The organism is Clostridium hydrogenum (assembly GCF_021432385.1).
GTDB classification, from domain to species: domain Bacteria; phylum Bacillota; class Clostridia; order Clostridiales; family Clostridiaceae; genus Clostridium_S; species Clostridium_S hydrogenum.
On the sequence record NZ_JAEACT010000004.1, the window covers coordinates 445,858 to 461,506 of the forward strand.

Genomic DNA, 15,649 nt, shown 5'->3' on the forward strand with positions numbered 1-15,649 from the left:
TAGGTTTAAAATTACCTAGAAAGGATGGTTACTTTGTCTGAACATCTAAAAAAGATAGTAACAAAACAAACTTGGTTAAACTTGCTCTTTACAGCCATAGGTGTATTTATAACTGCAATAGGCATAAATATGTTTTTGGTTAATGCCCATCTATTAAGCGGAGGTCTTTCGGGTATTGCTCTTATACTTCAATATACGCTTAAATTTCCTGCTGGAATTTCATTTTTAGTTATGAATATACCTCTTCTATTACTTAGCTATAAGATTATGGGGAAAAGGTTTACGCTTATGACTATGTTAGGTACTGTTTTATTTTCTGTAGCAATCGATATAACAGCTCCAATGCAAAACATATTGAAACTTCATGATAATATTCTTTTGTGCGTATACGGAGGAGTTCTCAACGGTCTAGGCACAGGCATTGTCCTAAGCAATTATGGTTCCACTGGTGGACTTGATATTGTTGCTGCAATTATTAAAAAGAAACATCAAAATTTTGAATTTGGAACAAGTTCTTTTATTATAAATATGATAATTGTTGCCGTTGGAGCAGTTTTTTTTGGAATATATAGTGCCCTATATACGCTTTTTTCAATATACATATCTTCCTTTGTAATTGACAAGGTTTTAAAAGGCTTTAATAGACAAAAATTAGTTATGATAATAACTGATGAAGAAAAAAGGATAAGTGATAATATAATGTATAATTTGAAAAGGGGTGTTACATTTTTATATGGCGAAGGCGCCTACACCTCTAAGAAGAAAATGGTTATATATTGTGTTATAGGTCTTAATCAACTTCCACTATTAAAACAAGTAGTTAAACAAACTGACGAAAATTCCTTTATATCTGTGATTGATATTTCTGAAGTGCACGGTGAAGGATTTAAAGGAAACATATTTTAAATAAGAAAGGATTGTGCACTAAAATTAGCATGCGACAATCCTTTAATAATATTGTTTTTTTTATTTATAAGTTGTAAAATAATTTCAAAGAATATATTTTTATTTTTGTGGCAAATTCTCCAATTTTTTTTCTAATTCATATACCTTTTTATAAAGAGCTATTTCTCTTTTTATAAGGTTCTTTTCAGAAAGAGCAGTCATCAGCTGATCTTGTGCATGAATTACAAGAAAATTAGGAGTTTCATTGTCCATTTGTCCTTGAATGAGCATATTTTGGTAATCATGACCTGCATAAAATTCTTCGTCTGCTTCATCAAGGCATTTTTCTGCTAATTCAAAATTTCCTTCTTCTGCAGCATCAAGTGCATCATAGGCTTTTCCTCTAGCATTACCTCCATGCAATACTAAGTTAAATATTATATTTTCTAAAGTTGGCTTTTCTTTTTCTTCCACTTTTATGCCTCCTTAAATGTTTTTTATATTATTCTGTTAATCCATTATCTATTTGAGTTTCTGCAGCTGCTTTTTTTTCGTTAGCTACAAGCTGTTTTTCATATGCTTTAAAGAATGGCCAGTAAATTAACGCTGCTATAATTAAGTTTACAAGTTGAAGCAAGGCACCTTGCCAATAACCACCTGTTGCAATTACTCCACCAAAGAAAACTGGGACGGTAAATGGCGGCTGCATAACAATTTTAGGTACTATATTAGTTGCAAAAGCTATATAGTTTACAGTTACCGCAGCTACTGGTGCAAGTATAAATGGTATAAATAATTGTGGATTTAATACAAGTGGAGCACCAAATATAAGAGGTTCATTTATATTAAATATTGCTGGTATAAGTTCGATTTTTCCAATGCTCTTAAGTTGTTTTGATGCTGAAAATAAGAACATTATTACAAGAGGCCATGTTAACCCTGAACCACCTATATGAGTGAACATATGGAAAAATGGCTCTGTTATTATACCATGTAAAGCTTGATGATTATTAAGTGCTGTACTATTTGCTGCAAGCTGTGCTGTCCAGAAAGGGTATGCAACTGAAGATACAACATTCATTCCATGAATACCGAGTGACCATAAAAGCATCATTAATACTATTTCAAGAACTGCTGCTGGGTAAGTATTAGAAACGGCAACAAGAGGTTTAAATGCATCAAGTACCAACTGTGGTAATGTAATATGAAGGTTAGCCCATACTATCCATTCAACTAACCACGAAGCAGTAATCATTACAAAGAAAGGTACAAGTGCCCTAAAAGTTCTTACAACATAAGGTGGTACGCCTGCAGGCATCTTAATTACAAGCCCCTTTTGCGTAAATAATTTCATTACAACTGTAGTTATAATACCTAAAATTATTGCTATAAATAATCCTTGAGAACCCAAATAGTTGAGTACATCACCAAATTTAACCTTACTAACATCTGAAGCTGGGAAGCATACAATTATAAAACAAATTAATGATAGCATACCACACAAAGCATCATCCATATCCCATCTAGATGCTAAACTATAAGCTGTTCCAAAAGCAACCGCCATAGCCATAATATCAAAGCTTAAATCAAATGGAATTTCAATTTGAGCTTGAATTGGCTTTATCGCATTACTCCAAGCATCAATAATTCCCCAGTGAAGAGAAGTTGGTGGATTTGCTATAATTAGAAACAGAGCTCCACTAATGATAAGTGGTAAGGCGAAAACACAAAAAGCATCACGGATAGATTGAAGGTATATATTCTGAGCTGCTTTTGCTAGGACAGGCATTAACTTTTCATCCATCCATTTCATAAACTTATTTGATTCCACTATAATTCATCCTTTCTAAATATTATATATTTTAAAGTTTGTCCTTTATTGCAAATAAACTTTAAATGCAATAAAAGACTAACTTTAATTCAAGTTGAATGACTTTAGTATCCCTACATCTTTCCTGCCTTTTTAGCTAAATCGATTATCTGATCTAGCACCTTACTTCCATCAAGCATTGCAAAAGCCTGCATATTCACTATTTCAACTGGTATATCATATTTACTTGCGGCAGTTTCAACTTCCTTTTTAAGATGTCTTACTTGTGGTTCAAGTAATGCAACAGAATAATTTTGAGCCTTTTTCTTAAATTCACCAGTTCCACCTGCATCAACAGTTATATCTAAATTTCTTTTTTTAGCCTCATCTGAAACCGCCTTTGCAAGAGAACTTGAGGTTGCCCCCCAACTACATAAAATAATCGCCTTCATTTTAAATAACCTCCCTTATTTTTTATCACTTTTCTATTTTTATAATTTTTAGTAGCTTTATCTAAATTTTTTTGATACAACATTATCATTTTTATAAAATAAGTTTGTACAACAAACACAGCTAATATATATATAATTCCTAATATTAAAACTTTAAATCCAGAAGAAATCTGTCCTTTAAAAAACAACTTTCCAGCTGGTACTATCCAAATCAATGCAACTATACAGAAAAAGAATTTTATCAATTTACTAGATGTATACAAAGAACGCTTACTTTTCATTTTATCCCCCCTAATTCATAATTCTTTCGATTTGATAATAGAGCTTTTTTAAAAGTGCCTCCTCAATAATTTTTCCACAAACTTCTATACTTGAACTTGCATTAATTCTTTGTATAAAATCAGCTTGTTCTATCATTGCTGCAGATAAATCTCCTATTACCTCAAGACTTTCCTTTTTGCCAAACGGCGCAATCATCAAAAATGCTGTACATACCTTTTCATTTTTATCCATTAAATTTATCATATTTATTGGTGTTTTAAGTTTTCCAACAACAATAGTTGGTTCCTTTACATCTTTGCTTACACAGTGATATATTGCAAAATTTTTATTGGGAAGTATTATAGTTCCCTGCCTTTCCCTATTCTCTAAAAGTGCCTGCACATTTTTATGCTGCTTATCATTAATTATTTTGTTTTCATTTAAACAATTTAAAAGTTCACTAATTATATCTCCTACTTTTTTTGAATAAACCTCTGCAAAAAAAGTATTTTTAACTGTTTTGTTTATTTCGGAACTATAAACACTTATTGCTTTTAACTTTTCCATATTTTCATTAAAGTAAGTTTCATCTTTATCCTCATTTATTGATATTTTAATATTCAACTCATCTTCAAGTTTTTTTATATCCACTTCATTAAACATAGGATTTATTACCACAACTTTAACATCATTTCTTTGTATTGGAACTGTAGATATAACCACATCAATGCTATTATTTCTTATCATCTCATCAAGCTTTAATATAGATGAAACCGCTACGATATTAAGTTCTTGAACTTTTTTTAATTTTACAGAGAGCATCCTAGATATACCTATTCCATTGGAACATACTAAAAGAGCATTAAACTTTATTAATTTACTTTTCATTCTTTCAATAGATGCCGCAAAATGCATTGTAATATATCCTACTTCATCATCACTTATGTCTTCCTTAATCTCTTCTTCTAGTATTTGCAGTGTTCTTTTACTTTTATTAAAAGCATCTTCGTACTCATCCTTTATCTCTGCAATCAGTGGGTTTCTTATTGAATATCCACATTTAATCCTATATATTGAATATAAAAGATGCATACTTAAATCTTTTTTTAAGATTAAATCCTTTTTTAAATTTATATTAAAAATTTTTGATGCATTTTCTATAATTTTTTCTGTCATTGTATTTATATATTCTTCGTTTAAATTTAAACTTTCACTGCCATACCTAATTCCTTGAAGATGTATTGCTATATATCCAATTTCTTCTTCAGGTATTTTAATTCCAATTTCATCTTCTATATAATTTGCTATGCTCTCTGATAAATCATATTCTTCAGAATTTTTAAGTTTTGCAAGCGTCAATTTATCAATATTAATTTTTTCATTATTTTCAAGCCGCTTAATAGCAAGTGCTAGATGTATTATAATTTCAATATAAAGCCTATCTTCAATTTCATAATTCATTGTTATTTTAACCTTTGTAAGTACCTTTTTAATAATAGAAATAGTGTTAAAGTCAATTATGTTAAGCAATCTAATATTAAGCTCATCACTAGTCCTGCATTGCTCTTCATCTCTTATATAGTTACTTTTTTCTATAAAACTAACTAATTCTCCCATGCTATAATTTTTATATAAAAGATCTATAATTGCATGCCTTATATTCTTTTCTTCAGACTCAACATAAACCCCAACACCTTGCCTTGATATAAGTTTTATTTGTTTACTCACTAGCCAATTTTTTATATCCTTAAGGTAATTACTTATTGTTGCACTAGATACTCTAAACTTACTTGCAAAATATTGAATTTTTATTGGGTCCTTAGACTGCAAAAGCTCTATTAAAATCAAATTCTTTCTAGTTTTAGCTTTCATAGTAAACTTAAAACATGGGACAATTAGCCTTAAATTTATTATGTCATTGTTTTCCCCCTTTAAAACTAAACCTTTTGCAGTGTTTATAATTTTTACATTAAAGCCTTTAATGCTTTTATTAATACTTGCTATCTCTCTATAAACAGTCCTAGTTGTTATAAGATAATGTTTAGAAAAATCTTCTATAGTAATTTTCTCATTATCTATAAGTGTATTTAATAGTCTAAGCTCTCTTGAGTTTAAATTCATCATTTCGAATCACCCAACTAAAATAAATTATTTCTTAGATTTACCTTATAGTATTATTGCACATATAAGTAATTTTATTACATATTTAATTTACATATTTATTATACAATCGATTACATGAAGTATTCAAGTTAAACATAATCATATGTTGTCATAAGCACATTGACATTACTTTTTAAAGAATATAAAAAAAGTCTGAATCTACTACATATATAATGCATTAAATTCAGACTTTAATTAAATTATCAAAATTTAAGGTCCATATTCCTGTGTCACACTTGTTACCTTGCCGTGCAAATCCTTATCCTAAATTTTCCAATACTTCAGATTTAACTCTGCAGTACCATTGTCAGCAAAAAAAATTACATCTTCACTGCCCTGCCTTGGGTAAATTCTTGAAGTAAAAGTTTCTTCACCATCATTTACAAATATCTCTACAGAAGACTTATCCATAAATATATTAAATCTCAATTTGCCACTATTTTCAACACTGCATTTCCTAACCCCACTTTTATGAAAGCCATCTTTACTTCTATCTAAAATAAGTTTTTCTTCCAAAGCATCGTAATAAAATAAAATTTCTTCTTTTCTGTCCGCACTGCACCTTAATTTTACACCAAAACTTTGGACTTTTTCATAAGAAAAATCACATAAGAGTTCATAACTATCACCTTTTATATTTTGAAATTGAACTTCTCCATTTTCCAAAACAATTCCGTTATAGCTTATCTCTTCTTTTCTTAAAAGTTTCATTTCTTCAACTGGCTTTTGAATTATTTTGCCATTTCTTAACTGAAGCTCTCTAATAATAGTTAGACAGTGAAGCCAATGTCTTTCGATGCTAGGGCTATTCTCTTCATCGGGAAGTCCCATCCATCCAACCATAAGTGTCCTGCCCTTACTGTCTTCCATTACTTGAGGTGCATAAAATTCAAAGCCCCTGTCGATTTCAGTAAATTTACCATAACTTAGCTTTCCTGTGTCATAGTCTAGTTTTCCACTTAGATACCCACATTGATATATATTATTATATAAATCTCCCTTTGCTTCAACGCCTTGTGGGCAGAACAATAAAATATCTTTATTTCCCATGTTAAATAAATTAGGACATTCCCACATGTATCCTAAGAAATTTAAATCAGGCAAGTTGGAGCCTGCTGCTTCCCCAACTTTATACCACGAATACAAATCCTTGGATTTATATACTACTGCTGTTCCTTGTTTTTTTTCTGTTTGTGCTCCAAGTACCATATACCATAAATCCTTGTGTCTCCATGCCTTAGGATCTCTAAAATGTCTCGTATATCCTTTAGGCTGGTTGCTTATAACCGGATTTTTTTCATCTTTTGTAAAATTTATACCATCAGAAGTTTTTGCGAGGCATTGATAGGTTTCTCTGTTTCCATCATCATCCTTTACATTTCCAGTATACATTATAGTAAATATACCATTATCATTTACGGCACTTCCAGAATAGCAGCCATGACTATCATACCAATCAAGAGGCGCTAAAGCTACGGGAAGCTTCTCCCAATTTATTAAATCCTTGCTTTTAACATGGCCCCAGCATACCTTTTTAGGTTCAGGATATACTGGATTATACTGATAGAACAAATGATATTCTCCATTAAATTCAATAAATCCATTAGGGTCATTCATAAAACCTACCAGCGGCATTAAGTGATAGTTTTGCCTATAATGATCCTTGCCCACATCTTTTTCATATTTGACTTCAACATTTTTAACTAGTTCTAAAAATTCTTTATTATTCATTTATAATCACCAACTAAAAATTTTCTACTTCTTCAAGAGTTGGAATGGAAGTTATAGCACCAAGTTTTGTACATACAAGTGCTCCTACTTTATTTGCAAAGCTAACTATTTCTTTTATTTTTTCAAAATCATGTGTTGCTACTTTAGCATTTTCAATTAAAGATAATTTGTAAAGAAGCGCCCCAACAAAAGCATCTCCTGCTCCTGTAGAATCTATAGATTTAATCTTAATACTTTTTACTACTTCCATTTCACCATTCTTTGAAATTAAAGTTCCCTCTTTTCCAAGAGTAACTGCAATAATTTTATTGTTTCCACTACTTAAGCTTTTTACTCCAGCTTTTACATCAGCTTCACCAGTAATTATTTTAAGTTCTTCATCACTTAACTTTATAAAATCAGCTTTTTCCATACATTCCAAAGAAATCTGAATAAATTCCTTTAGTCTATCTCCCCACAAATTTTCCCTAAAGTTAGGATCAAAAGATATAAATATTTCTTTTTCTTTTGCTTCCTTCATAATTCTAACATATGTGTCCGTCATCTCTCCACCAAGTAGTGCCGTTGCAGACCCAAAATGAATCATTTTATTTGAATATATTTTTTCTAAATCAAGTTCATCGTATCTTAAAAGACCATCTGCTCCTCTATTAAATACAAAGTCTCTTTCTCCATTAGCCTGCAATGATACGAACGCAAGCGTAGTCTTTGAATTTTCATCCATAACTAACATTGAAGTATCTACTTTGACTTCATCTAAAGTGTTCTTTAAGAAATAACCAAAAGGGTCCTTGCCAACCTTTCCAATAAATGCTGCACTTCCACCAAGTTTACAAATTGCAGCTGTTACATTTGCAGGTGCTCCTCCTGCTTTTTTCTTAAAATTTTCACCTTGTACTAGTGTTGTATCTATATCTGAACATATGAAATCAATAAGAAGTTCTCCTATACATAAAACGTTATTCATATTTATCCTCCTCGTATAATTAAATATAAGTTGATGCCGCACAAAATTTATTTTATACACAAATCTTAAATAATGCGAACCTTTATTCAGAGTACAACTGACAGAGTACAGAGTACAGTGAAGGTAAATCATCCTTAACTGTACTCTGTCATCTGTACTCTGTACTCTGAATAATAGTTCGCAATAATTTTAAGTTACATATTAAATTCCTACCTTAACTAAGTCTTCACCATTTTTAATCTGTCCGGATTTCTCTGTTTTTACAAATTTCATATCATCTGAATTAGTTACTATAACCATTGTTATTGTAGATACTGCTTTTTCTTTTACAAGCTCAAGATCAAATTCAACTAACTTTTGACCCTTCTTAACTATGTCTCCATCATTTACAAAGCCTTCAAAACCTTCTCCATTCATTTTAACTGTGTCTATTCCTATATGAATTAAAATTTCCATTCCACTTTCTGTTTTTATTGCAACAGCATGTTTAGTTTCAAATAAATGTACTATAGTTCCTTCTACTGGTGAAACAACTACTCCATCTACTGGATCAACTGCTGCTCCCTTTCCAAGAAGCTCATCTGAAAAAGTTTGGTCTGGAACGTCCTTAAGAGAAACAATTTTACCACTAACTGGTGCTGCTAACATTTCAATTTTACTTGAAGCTTCATCAACTATAGCATCATCTTCTGTATCATCTGCTTCTTCATTTTTTTCCTTAATTCCAAGAACATTTGCAATAACAAATGCTGAACCAAAAGCAAGTACAAGTCCTATTAAATAATTAAGTATATTTCCTTGTCTAACAATTGCTGTACCTGGTATACCAGTAACTCCAACGGCTGTCATTCCAACCTTTGTAAATACTACGTAACCTCCACCAATAGCTCCACCTAAAGCTCCTGCTATAAAAGGTTTTACAAATCTAAGGTTAACACCGAAAATTGCTGGTTCTGTTATTCCGAGTAAACATGATAAAGATGCTGGTGCTGCTATAGCTTTTATTTTCTTATCTCTTGTTCTAAAGTAAACTGCAAGTGCTGCTCCACCTTGAGCTACATTTGCCATTGACCATATTGGTAAAAGGAAGTTTACACCTATTGATTTATTCGCAAGAAGTCCTGCTTCTATAGCGTGGAAACTGTGATGTACACCTGTTATAACTATTAAAGAGTAAAGACCACCAAATAATATTCCAGCAAAAACACCTGCACTATTATATAAATGTTGAAGTCCAAATGAAATTCCATCACCTACAAGTCTTCCAGCAGGTCCTATTACTATCATAGCAAAGAAGGCTGTAACCATTAATGTTACAAAAGGTGTTACTAAAATATCTAATACTTCTGGTACAACTTTTCTTACTCCTCTTTCAATATATCCCATAACCCATACAGCTATAAGTATTGGAAGAACTGTTCCTTGATAACCAACCATTCCTACATGAAGTCCATAAACATTAATTGTTTGCTTTATTCCATCTCCTAATGTCCAAGCATTTTGAAGATTTGGGTGAATCATTATAGCACCTAATGTAGCTGCGAGGAAAGGATTTACATTAAATTGTTTTGCTGCACTAAATGCTATTAATACAGGCAAAAATACAAACGCAGCATTTGAAAACATATCTAAAAGTATATATATTCCGCTTTTTGAATCTACCCAATGGAAAGTATTAAACATTCCCAAAAGACCCATGAGAAGACCACTTGCAACTATTGCAGGTATTATTGGAACAAATATATTAGAAAGCATTCTTGCAAATCTTTCAAAAGGGTTCATGTTTTTCATTGCAGCTTGTTTTGTATCACTTACGCTTGCTTCATTAATATTAGTTCCTTCAACAAAAGCCTTGTATACTTTATTTACCTTACCTTGACCTATTATTATTTGAAATTGACCAGCACTTGTAAATATGCCTTTAACATCATCTAATTTTTCAATTTTCTTTGACTGAACCTTCTTATCATCTTTAACAACCACTCTAAGTCTTGTAGCACAATGCGCTGCACTTATTACATTTGCTTCTCCGCCTAAAAGTTCTAATATTTCTTTTGCGACTTTACTATACTCCATAATCTTTTCCTCCTCTTAATCTTTATAGAGATAAACCGATTGAAACTTCAAAATTAATTTGTACCAAAATGCTATCTTCTAAGCATTATGGTTCAAATTGATTTTGGTAGTTGAAATGGTATATCTATATTAATAATTTATTTTAGTGTATAAAAAAAACCTAAATTGAACTAAATGTACTTTACTAACCTTAAGTACAAATTCAATTTAGGTTTTGCCTGCCCCTACATAGATAAACCGCTTCAACTATTGAAATTTACTTGCACCATAATGCCCAGAAGACAGCATTTTGGTACAAATAAATTTCAAGTTTCAGTTGGTTTATCTTTACCAGTAACAATCCCTCAATATTAACTTTCTCTATGTTTCAAACTTGATAATATTCTTTGAATATGAAGTGTTAAATAAACTAACTCTCCATCATTCACATTGTAATCATAATTTTTTTCTACATAACTTTTAATTTTTATCACACATTTATATGCATCTTTATAGCTTTCTTTAACGACCTTTAGAAAATGCTCATCGCCATCATCTTTCATATTCTTTTTAGAAACAACTCTTTGTGCAAAGAACTTAAGATGCGTTAGCAATCTATCATATGATATGTCATTTTCATTAAATTCTATTGAATAAAAATATTTTATTAAGTTTAAAATGTTTTCAACTATTTCTGTTATACTTATGGTATTGTCCATGGTTTCTTTAAGTGATGCATCAATAAGGTGCATAGCAATGAAACCAGCTTCATCAACCTTAAACTTTATTCCAAGCTCCCTGTCAATATATTCTAAAGCCCACAAACCAATGTTGTATTCTTTTTTATAAATCCTTTGTATATCCCAAAGCATATTATTTTTAATTTCAATACCCATTTGATGTCTCTTAATAGCAAAGGCTAGATGATCTGTTAAAGCTATGTAAATATGATCATCAAATTTAGTTTCTAATTTTCTGGCTGCAAAGCTTATTATTGCTTCTGAAACCTTCACATATTCCATAGGTACTTCATGTACAAGTTCTTGAAACTTTAAATTTTCATTCTCATTTTCAATTACAAATACCTTATCTATCTTGCTTTCATTTACCACATCTCCAGCTTTTTTTTGAAAAGCAATTCCAACACCCATAACAACTTTTTCAAGCTTTGTAGTTTCATCTAAGGTTGTAATTACATTATTATTTAGTATTTTTTTTATAATCATTTCTATCACTCCGCAAAAGTAAAATAAACTCACTAAAATTGTACCACAATATATTATATACGAAGTTCAAATTTTTAAAAAAATAAAACCCAAATTAAAATAAATTACATATAATTTACTTCAATTTGGGTTTTGCCTGCTTACCAGTTACAATCCCTTGTATTAACTTTATGTACTTATGATAACATTTTCATTGTTTAGTGTCAACACTTTTATTTAAAAAAATTCTTTAAAATTTCTTTATGCACTTTGAATATTTCTCTTGTGATCTTTATTTAATGTCCTACAATATTATTGCTTCACCATACATATTTTCCACTTAATTATTATACTAAGCTTTCCCTCTGCCAATTCTGCAAAAATAGAATTTCCCATTTGTTCAACTAATCCTTTTGATATTGTAAGTCCCAGCCCTGTATTGTTTCCATTTCTAGTTCTATCCGCCATAAAAAATCTATCAAATAAATGTTCAGCATCCTCTTTAGACAAATTTGGTGCAGAATTTTTAAAAACAGTTATGATACCATCCTCTTGCTTTTTTAACTGTATTTCAACCTTTTCTCTTCCATGCCTTATCATATTTAAAATTAAGTTAGAAATTACTCGTGTTACAGCATTTTTATCTGCATATATAAGCGGAAGTTTCTCATCTATATCAATTACAGGCTCTATATCATTATTTATAAAATCATTATAATATAAAGCTATAGTATCACATAAAATCTGTGACAAGCTTATATTTTCTAATTGAAATTTATATTCTTTTGACTCTAATCTAGATAAATCATAAAAACTTTCTATTAAAACTTGAAGGTTTTTAGCTCTCTTTTTTACTATTTTAATATACTCCATTTTTTCACTATCAGATATTTTACCGTCTTCTATTAACTGAATATATCCAATTATGGATGTAAGCGGAGTTCTAAGATCATGTGCTATATTTGCAATGGACTGCTTTATTTCAGAATTTATTTTTTTATATTCCGCTTTAGTTTCAAGCTTTTCATAAATACTTTTATTTATTTCCAAAACTAATTTTCTAATAACCTTAAATGGCGACGAAATAAGTACCTTAGAATTGGTATCAGTGTTATTAATTTTTTTCAATTTATTTATTATATCCTTAATATCATGGATAAGCAAAATACATACTATACAAAATATTATTGTTATAATAAAACTAACAATCGCTAAAGCTCTCATTAGCCTCCCCCTGTTCCGTCATGATTTATATACCATAATCCATTTTCCTTAGTTACGGAATAAAAATCTGGACCTATCACAGGCTGCTTACATGAGTATGATTGTCCGTATTGTTCATCATACCTTGATTTATAAATTTTTGTGTTAAAAGCACCAATAAAATAACCTTGCTTAAATAAATCTTCTCTAATAGCTCTTTCTGGCGTAGAATGGCAAAATATATATATCAAAACACTTGAAATAAAAATTATTACAGTTACAATTACTAGCCCATAACACCTTTTTAATGTTTTATTTATAAAACTCACCTTCCTTATTTAATATCTTTTTTGTTAAAGCATACCAAACCTAAAATTACAAATATAGCAATATATATCATTCCATAAACATTGGCATAAATCATATTTTCGCTTGTAGCTTTAAAATCTGACATTACAGTAATTAATCCAGTTATAAGAAAATCATTTATTCTAAGAATTCCCTTACCAATAAAAAAAGAAAGAAATTTAATTACTAAAGGTATACCAGCAAATACTCCAAAAAACGTTCCATTTTTATATTCTTCAACATTAATCATATCTATTACCATTAAAATCACTATTATAGGAAAATTAAACCCATATGGACTTACCGTTATCTGCATAATACCAATCAAGCTAATGAAATAATCTTCTAGATTAAATCCAATTTCATACATCCAGAATAACTTTATTCCATTTTTCATAAGCAGCTCAGCTATAATTTCAGGCTTGTCTATTTTCTCATACAATCTTATTTCATTGCCACTTAGAACTTCATACTTGTTACACTGAAATTCTCTTTCAATTATAATTGAAGCTTTCTCAATATTGTTAACCTTGATTGATAAACACTTTTTGCATTTTTTCTTCAATTCCTTACTAGATACCTGTTCTATCAATTCACCTTTATTAATAAAACCATAGTTAGTTGCAAGCTGTGATAATTCACCTAATATATGACTTGAAATAATTATAGTAGTACCATTTTCTCTATTTAATTTCAATAAAATTTCCCTTGCTTCTTTAATTCCCTCAGGGTCAAGTCCATTAATTGGTTCATCTAATATAAGTAAATCCGGACTTGCCATAATAGCTAATGCCATACCCAAACGCTGTTTCATGCCCATTGAAAAATTTTTGAACTTTTTACTTCCTGTATTCTTAAGTCCAACAAATTCAAGTGCAAAATCAACTGAATTTACTTCCACAATCCCCCTTTGTATTCTGTAATATTCAAGATTTTTTCTTGCAGATAAATATGGGAAAAAACACGGTGTTTCAATTATGCTGCCACTTCTCATTCTCGCTTTATTCAAGCCTTCCTTAGAAGTTTCATCAAATAATTCAATTTCCCCACTAGTTGGACTCGAAAGACCGCTTATCATCCTAAGAAAAGTAGTTTTACCAGCACCATTTTTCCCAACAAGTCCGTAAATTTCTCCTCTTTTTACTTCAATATTTAAATTATTAGCCGCAATTTGATTTCCATATTGTTTAGTCAAATTTTAGGTTCTAAGTATAACCTCTGGCATTTAAATCAACTCCTTTTCTTGTATATTAAAATACTTAATACAAGAAAGCTTTAAAAAAGTATTAAGAAAGTCTTAAATCTAACTGCCAAGCTTAAAACCTATTCCCCAAACTGTATGGATATATTCAGTATCCAAATCAACCTCGGTTATTTTTGAACGAATTTTGCTAACATGAACATTTATGGTATTATCATCATCTACATAATTTCCTCTCCAAACGGTTTCAAATAAATTGGATTTTGTAAAAACCTTATTAGGATAGCTTAAAAGCATTTCAAGTATAGAAAATTCTTTTGCAGTTAAATATATCTCTTTTTCTTTTACCTCAACCTTAAGGGTTTCCTTATTTAATATTAAGTTTTTATATTTCAAAATATTTTGCCTTTCATTTGACTTAGAAAAAACCATATATCTTCTAAGCTGAGCCTCAACTCTTGCAAGTACTTCTTTAACATCGAAAGGTTTAGACATAAAATCATCTGCACCAAGTTTTAGTACATCTATTTTAACTTCTTGTCCCATTTTTGCTGATATTACTATAATAGGCATAGTTTTAACTTTTCTTATTTTAGCTATAAGCTCCTCTCCAGTTATTCCTGGCAGCATTAAATCAAGCAAAATCAGCTGAAAATCATATCTTTCCATACACATTTCTGCTTCTGAACCAGAATATGTGCATCTTACATTGTACCCTTCCTTTGTTAGAATCTTGTTTAGTAAATTATTTATATCAACATCATCTTCTGCAATCAAAATATTTATATTGTTTTTCATTTTTCACCCTGCTTTTACACTATTTTGTTATATAATATATTATATAACAAAATAAAGGAGTAATACTATGGATATTTCACAAAATCCTCAACCTGACTATATAAATATTGATGAAACCTTGCGATTACGAAAATTCGATAATAAATATGCTTTTGCTCTAGAATGGTACAAGAATAGAGAAACTGTTGACCTTGTAGATGGCAAAAATTCTAGTCTCTATGACAATGATAAATTAGCAAGAATGTATAATTATCTTAATAATAAAGGCGAATTATACTTTATAGAAGTTAAAAAATGTGATAAATTTATTCCAATAGGTGATGTAACCTTTTGGCATGAGGATATGCCTATTGTAATTGGTGATAAAGATTATCGTAGACGAGGCATAGGATTGAAGGTTATTAAAGCTTTAATTGAAAGGGCTAAACTTTTAGGCTTTCACGAAATATATGTTGCAGAAATATATTCATATAATATAGGATCAGAAAAAACTTTTGAAAAAGCTGGCTTTAAAAAATATAAACGAACTGAAAATGGTTACTCATATGCACTTAATCTTTAATATTGGAG

General features: G+C 30.1%; 14 protein-coding genes and 1 pseudogene. 2 read left to right on the forward strand and 13 right to left on the reverse strand.

All coding sequences use genetic code 11. The features are described 5' to 3' along the window. Window positions 1-33: 33 nt before the first annotated feature. Entirely contained in the window at window positions 34-906 is an 873-nt protein-coding gene (locus CUEA01_RS20345; RefSeq protein WP_407929274.1) for a YitT family protein, read from the forward strand. Window positions 907-1,005: 99 nt separating this feature from the next. Here the strand turns inward: CUEA01_RS20345 and CUEA01_RS20350 are convergent, their stop codons facing one another. From CUEA01_RS20350 to CUEA01_RS20410, 13 genes and pseudogenes are all read right to left on the reverse strand, one after another. Beyond that, window positions 1,006-1,359: a PTS lactose/cellobiose transporter subunit IIA gene (locus CUEA01_RS20350; protein WP_234123761.1), complete on the reverse strand. Its 354-nt coding sequence runs from the start codon at window positions 1,357-1,359 to the stop codon at window positions 1,006-1,008. Between the two features lie 28 nt (window positions 1,360-1,387). Continuing rightward, complete coding sequence (locus tag CUEA01_RS20355) at window positions 1,388-2,716, reverse strand: PTS sugar transporter subunit IIC (protein ID WP_234123762.1); 1,329 nt, start codon at window positions 2,714-2,716, stop codon at window positions 1,388-1,390. A 113-nt stretch (window positions 2,717-2,829) separates the two neighbouring features. Beyond that, a complete protein-coding gene (locus tag CUEA01_RS20360; protein ID WP_234123764.1) occupies window positions 2,830-3,147 on the reverse strand; it encodes a PTS sugar transporter subunit IIB in 318 nt (105 codons plus the stop codon). After that, window positions 3,144-3,428 (reverse strand): hypothetical protein, encoded by a 285-nt coding sequence (locus CUEA01_RS20365; RefSeq protein WP_234123766.1) that lies wholly within the window; start codon window positions 3,426-3,428, stop codon window positions 3,144-3,146. The genes CUEA01_RS20360 and CUEA01_RS20365 overlap by 4 nt, the downstream gene beginning before the upstream one ends. 10 nt (window positions 3,429-3,438) lie before the next feature. Further along, entirely contained in the window at window positions 3,439-5,532 is a 2,094-nt protein-coding gene (locus CUEA01_RS20370) for a BglG family transcription antiterminator (protein ID WP_234123768.1), read from the reverse strand. 303 nt (window positions 5,533-5,835) lie between these two features. Further along, the gene (locus CUEA01_RS20375; protein ID WP_234123770.1) at window positions 5,836-7,302 is read right to left on the reverse strand and encodes a sucrose-6-phosphate hydrolase; all 1,467 of its coding nucleotides are present in this window, start codon (window positions 7,300-7,302) and stop codon (window positions 5,836-5,838) included. A 13-nt stretch (window positions 7,303-7,315) separates the two neighbouring features. Beyond that, entirely contained in the window at window positions 7,316-8,269 is a 954-nt protein-coding gene (locus CUEA01_RS20380) for a carbohydrate kinase family protein (RefSeq protein WP_234123772.1), read from the reverse strand. A 201-nt stretch (window positions 8,270-8,470) separates the two neighbouring features. Then, window positions 8,471-10,345, reverse strand: coding sequence for a sucrose-specific PTS transporter subunit IIBC (locus tag CUEA01_RS20385; RefSeq protein ID WP_234123774.1), 1,875 nt, complete (start codon window positions 10,343-10,345; stop codon window positions 8,471-8,473). Between the two features lie 350 nt (window positions 10,346-10,695). Next, a complete protein-coding gene (licT, locus tag CUEA01_RS20390) occupies window positions 10,696-11,550 on the reverse strand; it encodes a BglG family transcription antiterminator LicT (RefSeq protein ID WP_234123776.1) in 855 nt (284 codons plus the stop codon). A 291-nt stretch (window positions 11,551-11,841) separates the two neighbouring features. After that, window positions 11,842-12,753 carry a sensor histidine kinase gene (locus CUEA01_RS20395; RefSeq protein ID WP_234123778.1) on the reverse strand — a complete coding sequence of 304 codons (912 nt, stop codon included), beginning with the start codon at window positions 12,751-12,753 and terminating at the stop codon, window positions 11,842-11,844. Then, complete coding sequence (locus tag CUEA01_RS20400; RefSeq protein WP_234123780.1) at window positions 12,753-12,983, reverse strand: hypothetical protein; 231 nt, start codon at window positions 12,981-12,983, stop codon at window positions 12,753-12,755. Before CUEA01_RS20400 ends, CUEA01_RS20395 begins: the two co-directional genes overlap by 1 nt. Before the next feature lie 416 nt (window positions 12,984-13,399). After that, window positions 13,400-14,275, reverse strand: a pseudogene (locus CUEA01_RS20405) (ATP-binding cassette domain-containing protein); the annotation flags it as partial. Between the two features lie 108 nt (window positions 14,276-14,383). After that, a complete protein-coding gene (locus CUEA01_RS20410) occupies window positions 14,384-15,079 on the reverse strand; it encodes a response regulator transcription factor (protein WP_234123782.1) in 696 nt (231 codons plus the stop codon). Between the two features lie 67 nt (window positions 15,080-15,146). On the opposite strand from CUEA01_RS20410, the gene CUEA01_RS20415 reads away from it, so the two are divergent. After that, window positions 15,147-15,641 carry a GNAT family N-acetyltransferase gene (locus CUEA01_RS20415; protein WP_234123785.1) on the forward strand — a complete coding sequence of 165 codons (495 nt, stop codon included), beginning with the start codon at window positions 15,147-15,149 and terminating at the stop codon, window positions 15,639-15,641. Window positions 15,642-15,649: the final 8 nt, after the last annotated feature.